Consider the following 20,428-nt stretch of genomic DNA (forward strand, 5'->3'; position numbering starts at 1 on the left):
GTAGGGCGCGCGTGGTGAGTACCGTCGGCCGCGTGGGACGAGTGACCAGCCGCACCCCGGTGCTGCGCATCCGTGGAGCAGTGCACACCCGTCGGCCGGACACGGTCGCCTCCGAGGAACCGCTGGAGATCCGTCTCGACGGCACCCCGCTCGCGGTGACCATGCGGACGCCGGGTGACGACTTCGACCTGGTGCACGGCTTCCTCACCACCGAGGGGGTCATCTCCTCGGCCGCCGACATCGCCGGGCTGCGCTACTGCAACTCCACCGACGACGAGGGCCGCAACACCTACAACGTCGTCGACGTCGACCTCGCCCCCGGGGTGGAGGCGCCGGACACCGCGCTGGACCGGAACTTCTACACGACCAGCTCCTGCGGGGTCTGCGGCAAGGCCAGCATCGACGCGATCCGCACCAAGACCGCCTACGACGTCGCCGCCGACGACACCCGGCTGACCCTGGAGACGCTGCTGGCGCTCCCGGACCGGCTGCGCGCCGAGCAGCAGGTGTTCGACAAGACCGGTGGGCTGCACGCCGCCGGGCTGTTCAGCGCGGCGGGGGAGCTCGTCGCGCTCCGCGAGGACGTCGGCCGGCACAACGCCGTGGACAAGGTCGTGGGCGACGCCGTCCGCGAGGGCCGGGTGCCGCTGGCCGGGCACGTGCTGATGGTCAGCGGGCGGTCGTCGTTCGAGCTGACCCAGAAGGCCGCGATGGCCGCCGTCCCGGTGCTCGCCGCGGTGTCGGCGCCGAGCTCCCTGGCCGTGGAGCTGGCCCAGGAGGTCGGCATCACGCTCGTCGGGTTCCTCCGCGGCGACGGCTGCAACGTCTACACCCACCCCGAGCGGCTGGTCCTGCCCGAGTAGGTCAGTCGGGGAAGCGCGTCCCGGCTGCGTCGTACAGGTCGATCCGGTGCACGTCCAGGCGCCGCGGGTACACCAGCACGGCGACCCGGACGTCGGTGCGGTCGGGCAGGGCGTGCAGTCGCAGGTCCTCCCGGGTGCCGTCGGACAGGCGCACCACCACGGCCCGCACGTCGGCCCGGGCGCTGACGATCAGCGTGCTCGGTCCGGTGTCGTCGCTCCCCGTCGTCAGCTGGACCCGGTCGGTCTGCGGCTGCTGCTCCAGGACGCACCCGGTGCCCCAGCAGCGGTGGCCACCGGCCGTGGTGACGTCGACCCCGACGTGGCGGCCGGGCGGACGGGGCTCGCTGGTCAGCGTCCAGTGGTCGGCGTCGGTCGTCCAGCCGGTCGCGAGCACGTCCACGGGAGGCAGTGTCGCGTGCGGCGGCCGGCCGGGGGAGTCCCCGGCGCGCGGGTCAGCCGGTGTGGTCGCCGCCGCGGAGCTGGCTGACCACGTGCGGCAGCAGCGGGCCGAGCACCGCCAGCCCGTCGCGCACCCCGCCGGTGGAGCCGGGCAGGTTGACGATCAGCGTGCGCCCGGCCGTGCCGGCCACACCGCGGGACAGCACCGCGGTGGGCACCGACGGCTCGCCGAACCGGCGCACCGCCTCGGCCAGCCCCGGGGCGTCGCGCTCCAGCACCGCCCGGGTCGCCTCGGGCGTGACGTCGGTGGGGGACAGGCCCGTGCCACCGGTGGTCAGGACGACGTCGGCACCGCCGGCGACCGCTGCCCGCAGCACCTCGGTGAGCGCGGCGACGTCGTCGGGGCGCACGTGCGGGCCCTCGACGTCGAACCCGAGCTCGCGCAGCCCCTCGGCGAGGACCTGACCGCTGCGGTCCTCGTAGACCCCGGCGGAGGCCCGGTTGGACGCGGTGACGACGACGGCGCGGGCGCCGGCGGGCAGCTCGGCGCTCATCGGACCCAGTCGCCCTTCTTGCCGCCGGACTTCGCCAGCAGCCGGACGTCGGTGACCGTCGCCCGCGGGTCGACCGCCTTGACCATGTCGATCACGGTGAGCCCGGCGACGGCGACCGACGTCAGCGCCTCCATCTCCACCCCCGTGCGGTCGGCGGTGCGGGCCGTGGCGGTGATCTCCACCGCCTCGTCGGTCACCTCGAGGTCGACGGTCACGCCGTGCAGCGCGATCGGGTGGCACAGCGGGATCAGGTCCGGCGTCCGCTTGGCCCCGGCGATGCCGGCGATCCGGGCGACGGCGATCGCGTCGCCCTTCGGCACGCCCTCACCGCGCAGCAGCGCGACCACCTCGGGGCTGACCAGCACCCGGCCCGCGGCGGTGGCGACCCGGGGCGTGACCGCCTTGGCGGTCACGTCGACCATCCGGGCGGCGCCGGAGGCGTCGAGGTGGGTCAGACGCGGTTCGGTCACTGGAGTGCTCCTTCGATCAGGACGACGGCGACCTGCGCGCCCTCGGGGAGTTCGGTGACGTCCTCGGGGACGACGACCAGGCAGTTGGCGCGGGCGAGGTGCGCGACCAGGTGCGAGCCAGGCCCGCCGACCTGGTCGACCACGGCCCCGTCGAAGCGGCCGCGCAGGAACTGGCGGCGTCCGGCGGGGGAGCGCAGCGGTGCGGTCAGCCGTGCCGTGGTGCGCAACCGCTCGGGGGAGGCGTGGCCCAGGGCGCGGCGCAGGGCGGGGCGGACGAACACCTCGAAGGACACGAACGAGCTGACCGGGTTGCCCGGCAGGGTGACCACCGGGACGCCGTCGACGGTACCGGCGCCCTGGGGACCACCGGGCTGCATGGCGACCTTGCCGAACTCCACGGTGCCCAGCTCCCGGAAGGCGTCCTTGACCACCTCGTAGGCCCCGGCGCTCACCCCGCCGCTGGTGACCAGGACGTCGGCCCAGGACAGCTCGGCGCGCACCGTGGCCAGGAACTGGTCGACGTCGTCGGGGACGAAGTGCAGCGTGCGGGCCTCGCCACCGGCCTCGGTGACGGCGGCGGCCAGCAGCACCGAGTTGGACTCGTAGATCTGGCCCCTGGCCAGGGGGCGGCCGGGCTCGACCAGCTCGCTGCCGGTGGAGAGCACCAGCACCCGCGGCCGGCGGCGCACCGGCACCGTCGCGTACCCGACCGCCGCGGCCAGCCCCAGCTGCGCGGCACCCAGCGCCGTCCCGGCCGGCATGGCCAGCTCGCCGGCGCGGATGTCCTCACCGGCGTGCCGCAGGTGGGTGCCGGCGGCGGGGGAGCCGGTGACCGTGACGACGTCGGTGGCCGCGTCGGTGCGCTCCACCGGCACGACGACGTCGGCGCCCTCGGGGACCGGGGCGCCGGTCATGATCCGGTGGACGGTGCCCGGCTGCAGGGGCGGGCCGTCGCTGCGCCCCGCCGGGACGTCCTCGGCGACCGGCAGCCGCACGGGGGAGTCCTCGCTCGCGCCGCCGACCTCGGCGTGCCGGGCGGCGTAGCCGTCCATCGCCGAGTTGGTGAACCCGGGCAGCGAGACCAGGGCCGGGAGGTCGCGGGCCAGCACCCGGCCGGCGGCCGCGGCGAGCGCGACCTCCTCGACCGGCAGCGGGGCGAGCAGCCCGGCGACCACTGCCTGGTGTTCCTCGACGGTGCGCACCCGCCCATCCTCACCGATGGGGGCACCGGCGCGGACGGCGCGTGGCGTTACCGTGCACCCGCACACGGCGAGGAGAGGGTGGTGGCGATGAGCGAAATCGACCAGATGCTGGCGGCCAACGGCGAGTGGCGCGCGGAGTTCCCCGGGGGCCTGCCGGTCGCCCCGGCCCGCAAGGTCGCCGTCGTGGCCTGCATGGACTCCCGGATGCCGCTGTTCGGCCTGCTCGGCCTGGCCGTCGGGGACGCGCACGTGATCCGCAACGCCGGCGGTGTCGTCACCGACGACACCCTGCGCTCGCTGACCATCTCCCAGCACCTGCTGGGCACCCGCGCGGTGGTGCTCGTGCACCACACCGACTGCGGCCTGCAGAAGACGACCGACACCGACCTGGCCGACCTGGTCGAGAGCACCACCGGACACCGGCCACCGTGGGTGGCGCAGGCCTTCGCCGACGTCGACGAGGACGTGCGCGAGTCGATGCGGGTCATCCGCGCGACGCCGTACCTGCTGTCCACCGAGGTGCGGGGGACGGTCTACGACGTCGGCACCGGCGAGCTCCGCGAGGTGGCGTGAGCGCCGGCCCCGTCCCGGAGGCCTGAGCGGCCGGGAGGCAGGGGTCCTCCGGCTGGTATCGTCGTCTGCTGGTGCGCGACGCCGGTTGGTGCGCGCGTGTCCAGGGCCCGGGGTTCACCGGATCAGCCCAGTCTCCCGTGCTCGGTGAGGCGATCCCACCAGCCACCCGCCAGACGACGACGAAGGACAGTGAGCCTCGTGCGCACGTACTCCCCCAAGCCCGGTGACATCACCCGGGCCTGGCACGTCATCGACGCCACCGACGTGGTGCTCGGTCGACTCGCCAGCCAGACCGCGATCCTGCTGCGCGGCAAGCACAAGCCCCAGTTCGCCCCCCACGTGGACGCCGGTGACTTCGTCGTCATCGTCAACGCGGGCAAGGTGGCGCTGACCGGCTCCAAGAACGACCGGAAGCTGGCCTACCGGCACTCCGGCTACCCGGGCGGCCTGACGACGATCAACGTCGGCGACGAGCTGAAGACCCGTCCCGACCGCACCGTCGAGCGGGCGATCAAGGGCATGCTGCCGCACAACTCGCTGGGCCGGCAGATGCTCTCCAAGCTCAAGGTCTACGCCGGGCCCGAGCACCCGCACGCCGCCCAGCAGCCCCAGCCCTTCGAGATCAAGCAGGTGTCCCAGTGACCAGCGCCCAGACCATCACCGACGCCGACGGGCGTCCGATCCAGACGGTGGGCCGCCGCAAGGAGGCCATCGTCCGGGTGCGTCTGCTCCCCGGCACCGGCCAGTTCAAGCTCAACGGCCGCACCATCGAGAACTACTTCCCCAACAAGGTCCACCAGCAGCTCATCCGTGAGCCGTTCGTGATCCTGGAGAAGGCCGACCAGTACGACGTCGTCGGCATCCTGCACGGTGGTGGCGTCTCCGGTCAGGCCGGTGCGCTGCGCCTGGCCATCGCCCGCGCGCTCATCGAGATCGAGGCCGACGACCGTCCGGCCCTCAAGAAGGCCGGCTTCCTGACTCGTGACCCCCGTGTCGTCGAGCGCAAGAAGTACGGCCTGAAGAAGGCCCGCAAGGCGCCCCAGTACTCCAAGCGCTGACCGTCCGGCGAGCAGTCCGTCCATGGGACGCCTCTTCGGGACCGATGGCGTCCGTGGTCGGGCCAACGCCGACCTGACGCCGGAGCTGGCCATGTCCGTGGCCCGCGCCGCCGCCACCGTGCTCTCCGACCGCGACGGGACCTCACGTCCCGTCGCGGTCGTGGGGCGCGACCCCCGCGCCAGCGGGGAGATGCTGGAGGCGGCCGTGGTCGCGGGCCTGGCCAGCGCCGGCGCCGAGGTGCTCCGGGTCGGGGTGATCCCCACCCCGGCCGTGGCGCACCTGACCGGCCGCACCGACGCCGACCTCGGCGTGATGATCTCGGCCAGCCACAACCCGATGCCCGACAACGGCATCAAGCTGTTCAGCCGCGGCGGGCACAAGCTCCCCGACGCGGTCGAGGCGGCGATCGAACGACGCGTGACCGGCCACGAGGCCGAGGACCACCGCCCCACCGGCGGTGGGGTCGGCCGGGTGCGGGACCTCCCCGGCGCGGCCGAGGACTACATCGACCACGTGCTGTCCGCCCTGCGCCAGCCGCTGCGTGGGCTGCGGGTCGTCGTCGACTGCGCCCACGGCGCGGCCTCCCGCTACGCCCCCGAGGTCTACCGCCGGGCCGGTGCCCAGGTGCACGTGATCGGCGGTGAGCCCGACGGCTGGAACATCAACGACGGCATCGGCTCGACCCACCTCGGGCCGCTCAAGGACGCCGTCGCCCGGCACCGCGCGGACATCGGCATCGCCCACGACGGGGACGCCGACCGCTGCCTGGCGGTCACCGCCGCCGGTGACGTCGTCGACGGCGACGCGATCCTGGCCATCTGCGCCCTGGCCCTGCACGAGAGCGGCAACCTCACCGACGACACCGTCGTGGCCACCGTGATGAGCAACCTGGGCTTCCACCACACGATGCGCGCCGCCGGCATCTCCGTGGCCACCACCGCGGTCGGCGACCGCTACGTGCTGGAGGCGCTGCGCTCGCGCGGGCTGTCCCTGGGCGGCGAGCAGAGCGGCCACCTGGTCTTCCTGGACTGGGCGACCACCGGCGACGGGCTGCTGACCGGGCTGGCGCTGCTGTCCCGGATGAGCGCCACCGGCGCCTCGCTGGCCGAGCTGGCCTCGGTCGTGCAGAAGCTGCCGCAGATCCTGGTCAACGTGCCCGTCACCGACCGGCTCGCCGTCGCCGAGAGCGAGGACGTCGCCCGGGCGGTCAACGAGGTCGAGGCCGAGCTCGGCGACACCGGCCGGGTGCTGCTGCGCCCGTCGGGCACCGAGCAGCTGGTCCGGGTGATGGTCGAGGCCCCCACCCAGCAGCAGGCCGACGCCGTCGCCGCGCGGCTGGCCGCGGTGGTCGCCGCCACCGGGTGACCCCTCTCGCCCCTTGTGGTGACGCTCCGGGACCGGTCGCGCCGGTATCGTCGGAGGCATGTGCGGCATCGTGGGGTATGTGGGCCCGCAGGACTCGTTGGACGTCGTGCTGGAGGGGCTCCGCAGGTTGGAGTACCGCGGCTACGACTCGGCCGGCGTCGCCCTGCTGACCGAGGGTCGGCTGAGCACGGCCAAGAAGGCCGGCAAGCTGGCCAACCTGGAGAAGATGCTGGTGGAGGAGGAGCTCCCGCCCTCCACGATCGGCATCGGGCACACCCGCTGGGCCACGCACGGTGGACCCACCGACCGCAACGCCCACCCGCACGTGTCGGCCGACGGCACGGTGGCCGTGATCCACAACGGCATCATCGAGAACTTCGCCTCGCTGCGCGCCGAGATCGAGGCGACCGGGATCGAGTTCTCCTCCGAGACCGACACGGAGGTCGTGGCCCACCTGCTGGCCGCCGTCTACCGCCTCACCCCGGCCGGGCCCGACCGGCTGGCGGAGGCCATGCGCGTGGTCAGCCGCCGGCTCGAGGGCGCCTTCACCCTGGTCGCCACCCACACCGCCGAGCCCGACCGGCTGGTCGCCTCGCGCCGCAACAGCCCGCTGGTCGTCGGGGTGGGCGACGGCGAGTACTTCCTCGGCTCCGACGTCGCCGCCTTCATCGGGCACACGCGCACCGCGCTGGACGTCGAGGAGGACCAGGTCGTCCTGCTCGACCGCACCGACGGCGTCACGGTCACCGACTTCGACGGCACCATCGTCGAGCCCCGCACGCGCACGGTCGACTGGGACGCCGCCGCCGCCGAGAAGGGCGGCTACCCCTGGTTCATGCTCAAGGAGATCGCCGAGCAGCCCCAGGCGATCGCCGACACGCTGCTCGGCCGCCTCGGTGAGGCCGGTGAGCTGGTGCTCGACGAGGTCCGGCTGTCCGACCAGGAGCTGCGGGACGTCGACAAGGTCTTCGTGGTGGCCTGCGGGACGGCCTACCACGCCGGGCTGATCGCCAAGTACGCCATCGAGCACTGGACCCGCATCCCCGTCGAGGTCGAGCTGGCCAGCGAGTTCCGCTACCGCGACCCGGTGCTCGACCGGTCCACGCTGGTCGTGGTCATCAGCCAGTCCGGCGAGACCATGGACACCCTCATGGCGTTGCGGCACGCCAAGGAGCAGAAGGCCCGGGTGCTGGCCATCTGCAACGCCAACGGCTCGACCATCCCGCGCGAGTCCGACGCCGTCCTCTACACCCACGCCGGGCCCGAGGTCGCCGTCGCCTCGACCAAGGGGTTCCTGACCCAGGTCGTCGCCTGCTACCTGGTGGGGGCCTTCCTCGCCCAGGTCCGCGGGGTGAAGTACGCCGACGAGGTCGGCGCGATCGTCGACGACCTGCGCGAGCTGCCGGCCGCCGTGACCCGGGTGCTGGAGCAGATGGAGCCGGTGCGGGCGCTGGGCCGGTCGCTGGCGACGGAGGACACGCTGCTGTTCCTCGGCCGCCACGTCGGCTACCCGGTGGCGCTGGAGGGGGCGTTGAAGCTCAAGGAGCTGGCCTACATCCACGCCGAGGGCTTCGCCGCCGGTGAGCTCAAGCACGGCTCGATCGCGCTGATCGACCAGGGCACGCCGGTCGTGGTGATCGTCCCCTCGCCGCGCAGCCGCGGCTCCGTGCACTCCAAGGTGGTCTCCAACATCCAGGAGGTCCGGGCCCGGGGCGCGCGCACCATCGTGATCGCCGAGGAGGGTGACGACGACGTGCTGCCCTACGCCGACCACGTCATCTGGGTGCCGCGCACGCCCACGCTCCTCGCCCCGGTGGTCACCACCGTGCCGCTGCAGGTGCTGGCGTGCGAGATCGCCGACACCCGCGGCCTGGACGTCGACCAGCCCCGCAACCTGGCCAAGTCCGTCACGGTCGAATAGTCGGAGGACCCCTCCGCCCCCCCCACCACGAGCACGCTCGCGGCGGGGCCCTGCGGAGGGGCCGATGGCGGGACGGCGGACGGCGGTCCGGGCCGCGGGGCAGACTGGTGGCGTGATCATCGGGGTCGGGATCGACGTCTGCCCGGTCGAGCGGTTCGCCGCCTCGCTGACCCGGACGCCGGGGTTGCGCGACCGGTTGTTCACCGCAGCCGAGCAGCGCACCCCGGCGGGCGCCGAGCGGACGGGTGAGTCCCTGGCCGCCCGGTTCGCGGCGAAGGAGGCGCTGGCCAAGGCGCTCGGCGCGCCCGGCGACCTGCACTGGCACGACGCCGAGGTGGTGGTCGGCGAGCGGGGCCGGCCGCTGCTGGAGGTGCGCGGCACCGTCGCGCGGCGGGCCGCCGAGCTGGGCGTGACCTCCTGGCACGTGTCGCTGAGCCACGACGGGGGCATCGCCTCGGCCGTGGTCATCGCCGAGGGCACCCCGTGATCGGGTTCTACACCGCCGCCCAACTGCGCCCTGCCGAGCAGCGGCTGCTGGCCGGCCTGCGTCCGGACACCCTGATGCAGCGCGCCGCCACCGGGCTGGCCACGGTCTGCGCCGGCCTGCTCGGGCGGGTGAGCGGCGCCCGGGTGGTGCTGCTGGTCGGCTCCGGTGACAACGGCGGGGACGCGCTCCTCGCCGGTGCCCGGCTGGCCGCCCGCGGCGCGCAGGTCCGCGCGGTCCTGCTCTCCCCGGAGCGGGCGCACGCCGGCGGGCTGGCGGCGCTGCAGCGGGCCGGTGGGCGGGTCGTGCCGGCCGACGCCGCCGGCTTCGAGCGCGCCGACCTGGTGCTCGACGGCATCGTCGGGATCGGCGGCAGCGGCCCGCTGCGCCCACCGGCCGCGGAGCTCGTCGCCCGGGCCACGGCCGGGCCGGGGCTGCTGGTGGCGGTCGACGTGCCCAGTGGCGTCGCGGCCGACACCGGCGAGGTGCCGGGTGCGGCCTTCGCCGCCCAGCACACGGTCACGTTCGGCGCGGTCAAGCCGGGCCTCGTCGTCGGTGCCGGCCGCGGGCTGGCCGGCACCGTGCACCTGGTCGACATCGGTCTGGGTGGCGTCCTCCCTGCGCCCGACGCCGTCCAGCTGACCGACGCCGACGTCGCCGGGCACCTGGACGCGCCGGGCCCGGAGGACGACAAGTACTCCCGGGGCGTGGTCGGGGTGCTCGCCGGCTCGGCCACCTACCCGGGCGCCGGCGTGCTCTGCACCGGCGCCGCGCTGCGCACCCGCCCGGGCCTGGTCCGCTACGCCGGCACCGCCGCCGAGGGCGTGAAGGCGGCCTGGCCGGAGGCGCTGGTCACCTCGGGCCGCCCCGGGGACGCCGGCCGGGTGCAGGCCTGGGTGGCCGGCCCCGGCATGGGCACCGACGACGACGCGCTCGGCGTGCTCACCGAGGTGCTGGCCACCGACCTGCCGGTGGTGGTGGACGCCGACGGGCTGACCCTGGTGTCCCGGCACCCCGAGCTGGTGCGCGACCGCAGCGCGCCGACCGTGCTGACCCCGCACGACCGGGAGTTCGCCCGCCTGTTCGGCGACGTCGGCCCCGACCGGCTCGCCGCCGCCCGCCGGGGCGCCGCCGAGCTGGGCTGCACGGTGCTGCTCAAGGGCGACGCGACGGTGGTCGCCGACGCCGCGGGTGCCACGTTCGTCAACGCCACCGGCACGCCCTGGCTGGCCACCGCGGGCACCGGTGACGTGCTCGCCGGGGTGCTCGGCGCGCTGCTGGCCACCGGGCTGCCCGCCGCCGAGGCCGCCGCGTCCGCCGCGCACCTGCACGGCCGTGCCGGGCAGCTGGCCGCCGAGCACGGACCGCTGATCGCCGGTGACCTGGTGCGCCGGCTGCCGGAGACGGTCGCCCGGCTGCGCGGCAGCGTCGGCTGAGCAGCGCGGGCCTGGGAGACTGGGCGGTGTGACGCAGCTGCAACGAGCGCTCGCCCACCGTGCCGAGGTGGTCGTCGACCTGGACACCATCGCGGCCAACGTCGCCGTCCTGCGGGAGCGGGTGGGCCGGCCGCTGATGGCGGTGGTCAAGGCCGACGGGTACGGGCACGGCATGCTGCCCGCCGCCCGCGCGGCGCTGGCCGGCGGTGCCGACCGGCTCGGCGTGGCCGTGGTCGAGGAGGCCCTCGCGCTGCGCGCCGGTGGGGTCACCGCGCCGGTGCTGGCCTGGCTCAACGGGCCGGGGGAGGACTTCGCCGCCGCGCTGTCGGCCGACGTCGAGGTGTCGGTCAACGCCGAGTGGGGGCTGGCCGAGGTGGTCGAGGCCGCCCGCGCCACCGGCCGGACGGCGTCGGTGCACCTGTTCGCCGACACCGGGCTGTCCCGCGAGGGCGCCACCCCCGCCGACTGGCCCGGGCTGGTCAGCGCCGCGGCGCGGGCGCAGGCCGACGGTGACGTCGTCGTCACCGGGCTGTGGAGCCACCTGGCCTCCGCCGACGTGCCGGGCTCGCCGGCGGTCGGCGCGCAGGTGCGGGTGTTCGACGAGGCCGTCGCCGTCGCCCGCGCGGCGGGGCTGACCGACGCCGTCCGGCACCTGGCGAACTCCGCGGCCACGGTCGCGCTGCCGGGGACCTGGTACGACCTGGTGCGCCCCGGGGTGGCGATCTACGGGCTGGACCCCCTCGGCGGCGACCCGGCGGCGCACGGCCTGCGCCCGGCGATGACCGTGCAGGCCCGGGTCGCGCTGACCAAGCGGGTGCCGGCCGGGGTCGGCGTCTCCTACGGCCACAGCTACACGACCGGGGCGGAGACGACGCTGGCCCTGGTGCCGGTCGGGTACGCCGACGGCGTGCCGCGGGCCGCCGGCAACGCCGCGCCGGTGCTCGCTGCGGGCACCCAGCGCACCATCGCCGGCCGGGTGTCGATGGACCAGTTCGTGCTCGACGTCGGCTCCGACCCGGTCGCCCCCGGTGACCCGGTGGTGCTGTGGGGGCCCGGCACCGAGGGGGAGCCGACCGCGCAGCAGTGGGCCGACGCCGTCGGCACCCTCCACTACGAGCTGGTCACCCGCATCGGTGGCCGCTTCCGCCGCCGCCACGTCGGCACCGCCGGGGTGGCGTGATGTCCCGCCACCACCCGCTCGCCGACCACCACCTGGGCCGCACCGCGGGGCTCATCGGCGCCGTGGTCGGGCTGGCCGCGGCCGGCACGGCCATCGGCGTCGCGGTCACCCGGTCGGCCACGTCGGCGGTCCGGGCCACGCAGCTGGCCGGCGAGGCGCGCGACGACGGCCGGGAGGTGGGCGACGTCCCGGCCGCGGAGCTGCGCGAGCAGGACCCGCTGGGCCTGCAGAGCCGGACCGCCGACCGCACCGCGCTGGTGCGCACCGACGACGGCGTGCCGCTGTCGGTGGAGGAGGTCGGCCCGCCCGACGCCCCCCTGACCGTCGTCCTCGTGCACGGTTACGCGCTGTCGATGGCCTCGTGGACCTTCCAGCGCCGGGACCTGGGCGCCGAGCTGGCCACCGCGAACGGCCACCGCCCCCGCGCCCGGCTGGTGTTCTACGACCAGCGCGGGCACGGGGCCTCCGGCCGTGGGGTCGCCGAGCACTCGACGATGGAGCAGCTGGCCGCCGACCTCGAGGCGGTGCTCACCAGCCGGGCGCCCCGTGGTCCGGTGGTGCTGGTCGGCCACTCGATGGGCGGCATGACCGTGCTCGCCCTGGCCCAGCGGCGGCCGGAGCTGTTCGGCACCCGGGTGGTCGGCGCCGCCCTGGTGTCCACCTCCGCGGGCAACCTCGCCGACCTCGACCTCGGGCTGCCGCACCTGCTCACCCGGGTGCGCACCGCGGTCATCCCGGTCGCCGCGTGGACGATGCGCCGCCGGCCGGCGCTGGCCGAGCACACCCGGCGGCTGGCCAAGGGCATCGTCTCGGCGGCCACCTGGTCGCTGTCGTTCTCCTCCACCGACGTCGACCCGGCCCTGGGGCGCTACGTCGACGCGATGATCGGCGGCACCCCGGTCGACGTGATCGCGGAGTTCTACCCGGCCATCGCCGGGCTGGACGCCGGCGGGGCGATCGAGCCGCTGCGCCGGGTGCCGACCCTGGTGCTGACCGGTGACGCGGACAAGATGATCCCGAAGGCGCACAGCGAGCGGATCGTCGAGCAGCTGGAGGCCGGCGGCGCCGGGACGGTGCGCTTCGTCGTCGTCCCGGACGCCGGGCACCTGGTGCTGCTGGAGAAGCCGGCCGAGGTCACCGCCGCGCTGTCGGAGCTGCTGCGGGCGGTCGGCGCGGTCCGCACCGACCGCCCGTAGGCTGGGCGCGTGGCCGCCCTCCGACCGCCCCGCCTCGACGCGGCCGCCGACGAGGTCGCCCGCACCGCCGCGCTGGCCCCCGACTGGGCGGCGCTCGCGACCGTCGCCCGCTCCTGCGTGGCCTGCCCCGAGCTGTCCAGCACCCGCCAGCACGTCGTCGTCGGCGACGCCCCGGCCACCGGCCGGCCGCGGCTGGTGATCGTGGGGGAGGCCCCCGGCGCCACCGAGGACGAGACCGGCCGGCCGTTCGTCGGCAAGAGCGGTGCCCTGCTGGACCAGCTCCTCGGCGAGGCCGGGCTGGACCGGGCGGAGTGCGCGGTGCTCAACATCGTCAAGTGCCGGCCCCCGGCCAACCGGACGCCGAAGACGCCGGAGGTCGCCCGCTGCAGCGGCTGGCTGCGCCGCCAGCTGGAGCTGCTGGACGCCGGCACGGTGCTCGCGCTCGGGCTGTCGTCGGCGAAGTGGTTCCTCGGGCCCAAGACGGTGCTCGGCCAGGTGCGCGGCCGGCCGCACGAGGTCGACGGGCGGTCGGTGTGGGTCACCTACCACCCCTCGGCGGCGATCCGGTTCGGCCCGAACGGCGCCCCGCGGGCCGCGCTGGCCGCCGACCTGGCTGCGATCGCGGGGACGCTGTGATCCGGGAGCTGCCCACGGTGGCCGACACCCAGGCGTTCGGCCGCGAGCTCGCCGCCCTGCTCCGCGCCGGTGACCTGGTCGTGCTGGCCGGCCCGCTGGGCGCGGGCAAGACCGCGCTGACCCAGGGCATCGGCGCCGGCCTGGGCGTGCGCGGCCCGGTCACCTCACCGACGTTCGTCCTCGCCCGGGTGCACCGCGGCGGGCGCCTGCCGCTGGTGCACGTCGACGCCTACCGGCTGGGCAGCATGGCCGACGTCGACGACCTCGACCTCGACGCCACCGCCGAGGAGGCGGTCACCGTCGTCGAGTGGGGGCACGGCCTGGTCGAGCAGCTGGCCGACGAGCACCTGGTGGTGGAGCTGGACCGCCGGGACGACGACGTCCGGACCGCCCGCCTCGTCCCCGTCGGGCCGGGCTGGGAACAGCGGATCGCGCACGACTGAGCGGTGTGCCGCCGGTCGGGCCGGGTAGTCGTCCCCCGACGTGCACCCGGACTCAGGAGGAACCGTGGCGACCGACGAGAAGCCGCTCGAGGACATGAAGGTCGACGAGCTGCGCGACGTGGCGCGGGAGGAGGGCGTGCGTGCGCCCTCCTCGAAGAACAAGGGCGAGCTGGTCGAGGCGATCGGTGAGCAGGGCGGGGGCACCCCTGCCGAGGACACCGGCTCCGAGGACACCGGCTCTGAGGAGGGCGACCTCGGGGCCGGCCCGGACGGCGGCGAGGTGCGCACCGGGGACAAGGACTCCAAGAGCCTCAAGTACTCGCAGAACATCACCTCGACCGACGAGGACCCCGAGCGCCAGGGCCGCAGCCTGGTGACCACCCACCACGAGGTCATCCGGGAGTGGGCCGAGGCCCGCGGCGGCTCGCCGGCGACGGTGCCCAACAGCGAGTACGACGGCCGTCCCGGGCGGCTGCGCATCCGCTTCCAGGACTCCACCGGCCAGCTGGTCGACATCAGCTGGGAGGACTGGTTCCGCACCTTCGACGAGCGTCGGCTGAACTTCATCTACCAGGAGGACCACACCGACGGCCGGCCCAGCACCTTCTTCCAGCTGGAGAACCCCGACACCGACGGCCAGGGCGCCTGACCGCACCGGCGGGTGGGCCCGACCGCCCACCCGCCGGTCACCGCCTAGGCTCGACGGTCGTGCTGCTCCTCGCCCTCGACACCGCGACCCCGACCCTCGTCGTCGGGCTGGCGCGCTGGTCACCCGACGGCGGGACCGAGGTGCTCGCCGAGCGGGCGGTGGAGTCGGGCAACCGGCACGCCGAGCTGCTCACCCCGGCCGTGCGCGAGGTGCTCACCGAGGCCGGCGCCGCGATGGCCGACCTGGACGCCGTGGTCACCGGGCTCGGGCCCGGGCCCTACACCGGCCTGCGGGTCGGGATCGTCACCGCGGCCGCGTTCGGGGACGCCCGGGGGCTGCCCGTCCACGGGGTCTGCTCGCTGGACGCGATCGGCAGCGGTGCCCGCTCGGTGGTCACCGACGCCCGCCGCAAGGAGGTCCACTGGGCCACCTACGACGACGCCGGGCAGCGGCTCACCGGCCCCGGCGTCGACCGGCCGGAGGACGCACCCGTGGCGGACCCGGTCGTGGGCGACGTGCGGTTCGCCGAGCGGCTGGGCCGCGCCGTCACCGCCGCCGACGTCACCACCGCCGGGCTGGTCCGCGCCGCCGTCCCGCTGCTCGGCTCCCCGCCCGTGCCGCTGGAGCCGCTGTACCTGCGCCGTCCCGACGCCGTCCCGAACGTGACCCGCAAGGCGGTCAGCCAGTGACGGTCGAGCTGCGCCCGATGACCCGGGACGACCTGCGCGAGGTCATGCGGATGGAGGAGGAGCTCTTCGCCCCCGACACCTGGACCCGGTCGATGTACCTGGACGAGCTGGCCATGACCGACACCCGGTACTACCTGGTCGCCGTCGACGGCGCGGACGTCGTCGGCTACGCCGGCCTGATCGCCTACCCCGACGAGGCGCACGTCGCGACCATCGGCGTCACCGGTGCCCGGCAGGGCGAGGGCATCGGCGGCCGGCTGCTGGACGCGCTGCTGGCCGAGGCCGACCGGCGGACCCCGGTGGTGCTGCTGGAGGTGCGCGCCACGGACGAGGCGACCCAGGGGCTGTACGCCCGGCGCGGGTTCGTGCCCATCGGCGTCCGGCCGAACTACTACCCGTTGAGCGGCGAGGACGCAGTGGTGATGAAGCGTGGCTGAGCAGCCGCTGGTGCTGGGGTTCGAGACCTCCTGCGACGAGACCGGCATCGGCCTGGTGCGCGGGCAGACCCTGCTGTCCGACGCGCTGGCCACCTCGATGGCCGAGCACGAGCGCTTCGGCGGCGTCATCCCCGAGATCGCCAGCCGGGCGCACCTGGAGGCGATGGTCCCGACCGTGCGCCGGGCGCTCGCCGACGCCGGGGTGACCGCTGCGGACGTCGACGCGGTCGCGGTCACCGCCGGGCCCGGGCTCACCGGCGCGTTGCTGGTCGGGGTCGCGGCGGCCAAGGCGTACGCCCTCGCCCTCGACGTCCCGCTGTACGGGGTCAACCACCTCGCCGCCCACGTCGCCGTCGACGAACTGGAGCACGGGCGGCTGGCCGAGCCCTCGATCGCGATGCTGGTCTCCGGCGGGCACAGCTCGCTGCTGCTGGTGCCCGACCTCGCCCAGGACGTGCAGGAGCTGGGCCGCACCATCGACGACGCCGCGGGGGAGGCCTTCGACAAGGTCGCCCGCGTGCTGGGTCTGCCCTTCCCCGGCGGCCCGCCGATCGACCGAGCCGCCGCCGAGGGCGACCCGGCCGCGATCCGGTTCCCGCGCGGGCTCACCGGCCAGCGCGACGCGGTCTACGACTTCTCCTTCTCCGGGCTCAAGACCGCCGTGGCCCGCTGGGTCGAGGCGCGTGAGCGGGCGGGGGAGCCGGTGCCGGTCGCCGACGTCTCGGCGTCCTTCCAGGAGGCGGTGGTCGACGTGCTCACCGCCAAGGCCGTGCGGGCCTGCCGCGACCACGGCGTCGACCACCTCGTCATCGGCGGCGGCGTGGCGGCCAACTCCCGGCTGCGCGCACTGGCCCAGGAGCGCTGCGACGCCGCCGGCATCGTGCTGCGGGTGCCCAGCCGTCGGCTGTGCACCGACAACGGCGCCATGGTCGCCGCACTCGGCTCCCGGCTGGTCGAGGCCGGCGTCGCCCCGTCGGGTGCCGACCTGGGCGCCGACAGCTCCCTCCCGATCGAGGTCGTCAGCCGTTAGTGGAGTCCCAGCGCGTCACCTCCCGAGCGCTGGGACTCCACAGAGGACGACGGTGGGTGCGCCGGCGACGCGGGTGACGACGACGACCGCCGTCCCCTCGCCCGGTCCGCGCAGCCGGCGGGCCAGCTCCTCGGGCTCGATCGCCGAGCCGCGCTTCTTCACCGTCACCCGCCCGACGCCGCGCGAGCGCAGCAGCGCCTTGAGCTTCTTGAGGTTGAACGGCAGGACGTCGGTGACCGGGTAGGAGCTGACCCAGGGGGAGTCCGCGGGCCGGTCGGAGGTCAGGTAGGCGATCGTGGGGTCGACCAGGTTCGCCCCGAGCTCCCGGCCGGCCAGGGACACCAGCCCGGAGCGGATGACCGCCGGGTCGGGCTCGTGCAGCCAGCCGCGCACCGGGCCGTCGGGGGCGGGGCCGGGGTCGGCGTCGGCGGTGAGCTCGTGGACGGCGCCGTCCCGGGTCACCACGGTCGCCCGCCGCCAGGTCGCCGACGGCGCACGGCCCCACAGCAGCGCCTCCACGATCGAGCCGCCGACCGACACCCACTCGGCCTCGACGCCGGCCGGCACCCGCTCGTGGTCGAGCCCGGGGGCCACCTTGACCGCGCACACCGGGACGGCGTCCAGCAGGGCCTGCACCGTCGACCACGGGGGTGACCAGCGGTCCGGGTCGAGCTGGCGGCGGCCCCCGGAGCGGCGGGCGGGGTCCAGGACGGCGGCGTCGCAGCCGGCCACCCGGCCGTCGGTGGCCGCCTCGACCAGCGTGACGGCGTCCCCGGCGACCACCTCCACCCGGTCGGCCAGGCCGAGGGCGGCGGCGTTCAGCGTGGTCAGCTCGCGGGCGACGGGGTCCAGGTCGACGGCGAGCACCCGCGCGCCGGCCCGGGCCAGGGCGATCGTGTCGGTGCCGGCGGCGCAGCCCAGGTCGGCCACGCTCCCCGCCCCGCCGGCCAGCAGCCGGGCGGCCCGCCGGTCGGCGAGCACCGGGCGGCCGGCCTGCTCCAGGGCGTCGGAGGTGAACAGCAGCCGGTCGGTGTCCGCGCCGAACACCGGTCGGGCGCGCTCCCGCTGGCGGGCGATGCCCCAGGCCGGGCCGGCCAGCTCCACGCCCACCTCGGCGCGCAGCCGGCTCAGCGCGGACACCGCGTCGGTGCGGCCGGCCAGCAGGTCGCCGGCCCGGCTCAGCGCAGCGGCGCCTGCCGGGGTCGACAGCGCGCGGAGCTGGCGCACGGTCTCGGCGCCCTGGTCGGCCGGCTCGAGGTCGCTGGACACCCGCACAGCCTGGCGCATCGGCGTGCAGCTGCCCGGCCGCCCCCGGTTGAGCGGCTGGCACTCGCATGGGTAGAGTGCCAATCGACACGAGCCGCGGCTTGACCCCCGCGACGGCAGGCCCCGGCTCCCGTGCCACAGCATCAGCACCACCCGCTCCACCGCACCATCCACCGGAAGCCCGTCCGACAGTGAAGGGGGCGTCACCTGTGACGACCGCTACCAAGGTCAACATCAAGCCGCTCGAGGACCGGGTCGTGGTCCAGGCCAACGAGGCCGAGACCACCACCGCCTCTGGGCTGGTCATCCCGGACACCGCCAAGGAGAAGCCCCAGGAGGGCACCGTCATCTCGGTCGGCCCCGGCCGCGTCGACGACAACGGCAACCGGGTCCCGCTCGACGTGAACGTCGGCGACGTGGTCATCTACTCGAAGTACGGCGGCACCGAGGTGCGTTACGCCGGTCAGGACTACCTCGTCCTCTCCGCGCGCGACCTGCTCGCCGTTGTGGAGAAGTAGAAGGACCCCCTGCTCCCCACCACGAGCAAGCTCGCGGCGGGCCCCTGCAGGGGGCCGGCCGCACCTTGAACGACACCGCCCCGGCGACCCGATCCACCGGGTCCCGGGGCGGTCGTCGTCTGCCCTCGAACTCCCCGCGACACCCTGAGAGAGGTCTGGCAATGGCCAAGATCATCCTGTTCGACGAGGACGCCCGTCGCGCCCTCGAGCGCGGCGTCGACAAGCTCGCCGACGCCGTCAAGGTCACCCTCGGCCCCCGCGGCCGCAACGTGGTCATCAACAAGAACTTCGGCCCGCCCGTCATCACCAACGACGGCGTGACGATCGCCCGCGAGATCGAGCTCGAGGACCCCTACGAGAACCTCGGCGCGCAGCTGGCCAAGAACGTCGCCACCAAGACCAACGACGTCGCCGGCGACGGCACCACCACCGCCACCGTGCTGGCCCAGGCCCTGGTGCACGAGGGCCTGCGCAACGTCGCCGCCGGGGCCAACCCGATGGCCCTGGGCGCCGGCATGCGCGCCGCCGTCACCGCGGTCTCCGCCGCACTGGACGCCGTGGCCATCCCGGTCGACGACCGCAAGGCCATCGCCGGTGTCGCCACCATCTCCGCCCAGGACGCCGAGGTCGGCGAGCTGATCGGCGAGGCGATGGAGCGGGTCGGCAAGGACGGCGTCATCACCGTCGAAGAGGCCAACGGCATGACGACCGAGCTGGACGTCACCGAGGGCCTGCAGTTCGACAAGGGCTACCTCTCGCCGTACTTCGTCACCGACTCCGAGTCGATGGAGGCCGTGCTCGAGGACGCTCTCGTGCTCCTGGTCAGCGGCAAGGTCAGCGCGCTGCCCGACCTGCTCCCGCTGCTGGAGAAGGTCCTGTCGACCGGCGGCCGCCCGCTGCTGATCGTGGCCGAGGACGTCGAGGGCGAGGCGCTGTCGACCCTGGTCGTCAACTCCATCCGAAAGACGATCAAGGTCGTCGCGGTCAAGTCCCCGTACTTCGGTGACCGCCGCAAGGCGTTCATGACCGACCTCGCCGTCGTCACCGGTGGCCAGGTGGTCAGCGAGGACATCGGCCTGTCCCTGGACTCCGTCGGCCTCGAGGTGCTCGGCACCGCCCGTCGGGTCACCGTCACCAAGGACGACACCACCGTCGTCGACGGTGGCGGCACCTCAGGCGCGATCGCCGAGCGGGTCGCCCAGATCCGCAACGAGATCGAGGCGACCGACTCCGACTGGGACAAGGAGAAGCTGCAGGAGCGGCTGGCCAAGCTGGCCGGCGGCATCGCGGTGATCCGGGTCGGCGCGGCCACCGAGGTCGAGATGAAGGAGAAGAAGTTCCGCATCGAGGACGCGATCAACGCGACCCGGGCGGCCGTCGAGGAGGGCGTCGTCCCCGGTGGTGGCTCCGCGCTGGTGCACGCCGCCACGGCCATCGACGACCTGACGCTGACCGGTGACGAGCTGGTCGGTGCCCGTTCGGTCCGCCGGGCCATCGACACCCCGCTGGCGCTGATCGCCTCCAACGCCGGGTTCGAGGGGCCGGTCGTCGTCGGCCGCGTCCGCGAGCTCGGCGTCGGCCAGGGCTTCAACGCCGCCTCCGGCGAGTACGGCGACCTGGCCGCCCAGGGCGTCATCGACCCGGTCAAGGTCACCAAGGCGGCCCTGACGCACGCCGCGTCGATCGCCACGATGATCCTGACGACCGACTCCGCGATCGTGGACAAGCCGGCCGAGGACGAGTCCGAGGGCGGGGCGCACCACACCCACGGCCACGGCGGCGGGCACGGCCACAGCCACTGAGGAAGGACCCCGTCCTCCCCACCACGAGCACGCTCGCGGACCCGGGACGGGGCCCGACCGGTGCCCCAGGGCGCGCAGCGCCCCGTGGGGCACCGGGCTCCTCCACCGGCCGGCTGGGTGACCAGCCGGCCGGGGCTCCACCTGCACACACGAGAGGGCCGGCCCGACGAGTTCGTCGGCACTCGCCCGCGTCCTGGACGCCGACTGGGACGGCGACGAGCTGTAGCCCGCTACAGCGGTGGTCCGATCAGGATCT

At 75.0% G+C, this 20,428-nt stretch carries 23 protein-coding genes; 18 read left to right on the forward strand and 5 right to left on the reverse strand.

Annotated features, from left to right (window positions below):
- Window positions 1-32 precede the first annotated feature (32 nt).
- Complete coding sequence (gene fdhD / locus O2W14_RS04110) at window positions 33-863, forward strand: formate dehydrogenase accessory sulfurtransferase FdhD (RefSeq protein WP_269174796.1); 831 nt, start codon at window positions 33-35, stop codon at window positions 861-863.
- A gap of 1 nt (window position 864) precedes the next feature.
- On the opposite strand, the gene O2W14_RS04115 is transcribed toward fdhD, so the two are convergent.
- Genes O2W14_RS04115 through moeA form a run of 4 tightly spaced genes read right to left on the reverse strand, consistent with a single transcriptional unit; the run spans window position 865 to window position 3,488 of the window.
- Window positions 865-1,263 (reverse strand): hypothetical protein, encoded by a 399-nt coding sequence (locus O2W14_RS04115; RefSeq protein ID WP_269174797.1) that lies wholly within the window; start codon window positions 1,261-1,263, stop codon window positions 865-867.
- A gap of 52 nt (window positions 1,264-1,315) precedes the next feature.
- Window positions 1,316-1,816, reverse strand: a complete 501-nt coding sequence (locus O2W14_RS04120) for a MogA/MoaB family molybdenum cofactor biosynthesis protein (protein WP_269174798.1) — start codon at window positions 1,814-1,816, stop codon at window positions 1,316-1,318.
- The gene (moaC, locus tag O2W14_RS04125) at window positions 1,813-2,286 is read right to left on the reverse strand and encodes a cyclic pyranopterin monophosphate synthase MoaC (RefSeq protein ID WP_269174799.1); all 474 of its coding nucleotides are present in this window, start codon (window positions 2,284-2,286) and stop codon (window positions 1,813-1,815) included. Before moaC ends, O2W14_RS04120 begins: the two co-directional genes overlap by 4 nt.
- The gene (gene moeA / locus O2W14_RS04130) at window positions 2,283-3,488 is read right to left on the reverse strand and encodes a molybdopterin molybdotransferase MoeA (RefSeq protein WP_269174800.1); all 1,206 of its coding nucleotides are present in this window, start codon (window positions 3,486-3,488) and stop codon (window positions 2,283-2,285) included. The genes moaC and moeA overlap by 4 nt, the downstream gene beginning before the upstream one ends.
- An 87-nt stretch (window positions 3,489-3,575) precedes the next feature.
- Between moeA and O2W14_RS04135 the strand changes: the two genes are divergently transcribed.
- The 15 genes from O2W14_RS04135 (at window position 3,576) to tsaD (ending at window position 16,586) form a co-directional block, all read left to right on the forward strand.
- Complete coding sequence (locus O2W14_RS04135; protein ID WP_269174801.1) at window positions 3,576-4,061, forward strand: beta-class carbonic anhydrase; 486 nt, start codon at window positions 3,576-3,578, stop codon at window positions 4,059-4,061.
- Between the two features lie 198 nt (window positions 4,062-4,259).
- Window positions 4,260-4,703, forward strand: a complete 444-nt coding sequence (gene rplM / locus O2W14_RS04140; RefSeq protein ID WP_269174802.1) for a 50S ribosomal protein L13 — start codon at window positions 4,260-4,262, stop codon at window positions 4,701-4,703.
- Entirely contained in the window at window positions 4,700-5,119 is a 420-nt protein-coding gene (gene rpsI / locus O2W14_RS04145; RefSeq protein WP_442928823.1) for a 30S ribosomal protein S9, read from the forward strand. Before rplM ends, rpsI begins: the two co-directional genes overlap by 4 nt.
- Window positions 5,120-5,141: 22 nt before the next feature.
- A complete protein-coding gene (gene glmM / locus O2W14_RS04150) occupies window positions 5,142-6,485 on the forward strand; it encodes a phosphoglucosamine mutase (protein ID WP_269174803.1) in 1,344 nt (447 codons plus the stop codon).
- A gap of 58 nt (window positions 6,486-6,543) precedes the next feature.
- Entirely contained in the window at window positions 6,544-8,406 is a 1,863-nt protein-coding gene (glmS, locus tag O2W14_RS04155; protein WP_269174804.1) for a glutamine--fructose-6-phosphate transaminase (isomerizing), read from the forward strand.
- A gap of 112 nt (window positions 8,407-8,518) precedes the next feature.
- Complete coding sequence (locus O2W14_RS04160) at window positions 8,519-8,893, forward strand: holo-ACP synthase (RefSeq protein WP_269174805.1); 375 nt, start codon at window positions 8,519-8,521, stop codon at window positions 8,891-8,893.
- Entirely contained in the window at window positions 8,890-10,326 is a 1,437-nt protein-coding gene (locus tag O2W14_RS04165) for an NAD(P)H-hydrate dehydratase (RefSeq protein ID WP_269174806.1), read from the forward strand. The genes O2W14_RS04160 and O2W14_RS04165 overlap by 4 nt, the downstream gene beginning before the upstream one ends.
- 28 nt (window positions 10,327-10,354) lie before the next feature.
- The gene (alr, locus tag O2W14_RS04170) at window positions 10,355-11,506 is read left to right on the forward strand and encodes an alanine racemase (protein ID WP_269174807.1); all 1,152 of its coding nucleotides are present in this window, start codon (window positions 10,355-10,357) and stop codon (window positions 11,504-11,506) included.
- Window positions 11,506-12,702: an alpha/beta fold hydrolase gene (locus O2W14_RS04175; protein ID WP_269174808.1), complete on the forward strand. Its 1,197-nt coding sequence runs from the start codon at window positions 11,506-11,508 to the stop codon at window positions 12,700-12,702. Before alr ends, O2W14_RS04175 begins: the two co-directional genes overlap by 1 nt.
- Before the next feature lie 9 nt (window positions 12,703-12,711).
- Window positions 12,712-13,338, forward strand: a complete 627-nt coding sequence (locus O2W14_RS04180) for a uracil-DNA glycosylase (protein ID WP_269174809.1) — start codon at window positions 12,712-12,714, stop codon at window positions 13,336-13,338.
- Window positions 13,339-13,355: 17 nt separating this feature from the next.
- The gene (tsaE, locus tag O2W14_RS04185; RefSeq protein ID WP_269174810.1) at window positions 13,356-13,781 is read left to right on the forward strand and encodes a tRNA (adenosine(37)-N6)-threonylcarbamoyltransferase complex ATPase subunit type 1 TsaE; all 426 of its coding nucleotides are present in this window, start codon (window positions 13,356-13,358) and stop codon (window positions 13,779-13,781) included.
- A 64-nt stretch (window positions 13,782-13,845) separates the two neighbouring features.
- Window positions 13,846-14,430, forward strand: coding sequence for a Rho termination factor N-terminal domain-containing protein (locus O2W14_RS04190; RefSeq protein ID WP_269174811.1), 585 nt, complete (start codon window positions 13,846-13,848; stop codon window positions 14,428-14,430).
- A gap of 59 nt (window positions 14,431-14,489) precedes the next feature.
- Complete coding sequence (gene tsaB, locus O2W14_RS04195; protein ID WP_269174812.1) at window positions 14,490-15,119, forward strand: tRNA (adenosine(37)-N6)-threonylcarbamoyltransferase complex dimerization subunit type 1 TsaB; 630 nt, start codon at window positions 14,490-14,492, stop codon at window positions 15,117-15,119.
- Between the two features lie 17 nt (window positions 15,120-15,136).
- Window positions 15,137-15,556 carry a ribosomal protein S18-alanine N-acetyltransferase gene (gene rimI, locus O2W14_RS04200; protein WP_269174813.1) on the forward strand — a complete coding sequence of 140 codons (420 nt, stop codon included), beginning with the start codon at window positions 15,137-15,139 and terminating at the stop codon, window positions 15,554-15,556.
- Entirely contained in the window at window positions 15,549-16,586 is a 1,038-nt protein-coding gene (gene tsaD, locus O2W14_RS04205; protein WP_269174814.1) for a tRNA (adenosine(37)-N6)-threonylcarbamoyltransferase complex transferase subunit TsaD, read from the forward strand. The genes rimI and tsaD overlap by 8 nt, the downstream gene beginning before the upstream one ends.
- Window positions 16,587-16,601: 15 nt before the next feature.
- Here the strand turns inward: tsaD and O2W14_RS04210 are convergent, their stop codons facing one another.
- Window positions 16,602-17,855 (reverse strand): class I SAM-dependent methyltransferase, encoded by a 1,254-nt coding sequence (locus O2W14_RS04210; RefSeq protein ID WP_269174815.1) that lies wholly within the window; start codon window positions 17,853-17,855, stop codon window positions 16,602-16,604.
- Window positions 17,856-18,061: 206 nt separating this feature from the next.
- Between O2W14_RS04210 and groES the strand changes: the two genes are divergently transcribed.
- Both groES and groL read left to right on the forward strand, forming a co-directional pair.
- Window positions 18,062-18,370 carry a co-chaperone GroES gene (gene groES / locus O2W14_RS04215; RefSeq protein ID WP_163612654.1) on the forward strand — a complete coding sequence of 103 codons (309 nt, stop codon included), beginning with the start codon at window positions 18,062-18,064 and terminating at the stop codon, window positions 18,368-18,370.
- A 161-nt stretch (window positions 18,371-18,531) separates the two neighbouring features.
- Window positions 18,532-20,172, forward strand: coding sequence for a chaperonin GroEL (groL, locus tag O2W14_RS04220; RefSeq protein ID WP_269174816.1), 1,641 nt, complete (start codon window positions 18,532-18,534; stop codon window positions 20,170-20,172).
- Window positions 20,173-20,428 lie beyond the last annotated feature (256 nt).

Origin of the sequence: Modestobacter sp. VKM Ac-2986 (assembly GCF_026967795.1) — a bacterium.
Classification (GTDB): Bacteria; Actinomycetota; Actinomycetes; order Mycobacteriales; family Geodermatophilaceae; genus Modestobacter.

What these genes read in the sequence shown, in the direction of transcription:
- glmM (WP_269174803.1), top strand. Translation starts at nt 5,142, where the DNA reads ATGGGACGCCTCTTCGGGACCGATGGCGTCCGTGGTCGGGCCAACGCC.
- rimI (WP_269174813.1), top strand. Translation starts at nt 15,137, where the DNA reads ATGACCCGGGACGACCTGCGCGAGGTCATGCGGATGGAGGAGGAGCTC.
- O2W14_RS04175 (WP_269174808.1), top strand. Translation starts at nt 11,506, where the DNA reads ATGTCCCGCCACCACCCGCTCGCCGACCACCACCTGGGCCGCACCGCG.
- O2W14_RS04135 (WP_269174801.1), top strand. Translation starts at nt 3,576, where the DNA reads ATGAGCGAAATCGACCAGATGCTGGCGGCCAACGGCGAGTGGCGCGCG.
- glmS (WP_269174804.1), top strand. Translation starts at nt 6,544, where the DNA reads ATGTGCGGCATCGTGGGGTATGTGGGCCCGCAGGACTCGTTGGACGTC.
- O2W14_RS04120 (WP_269174798.1), bottom strand. Translation starts at nt 1,816, where the DNA reads ATGAGCGCCGAGCTGCCCGCCGGCGCCCGCGCCGTCGTCGTCACCGCG.
- groL (WP_269174816.1), top strand. Translation starts at nt 18,532, where the DNA reads ATGGCCAAGATCATCCTGTTCGACGAGGACGCCCGTCGCGCCCTCGAG.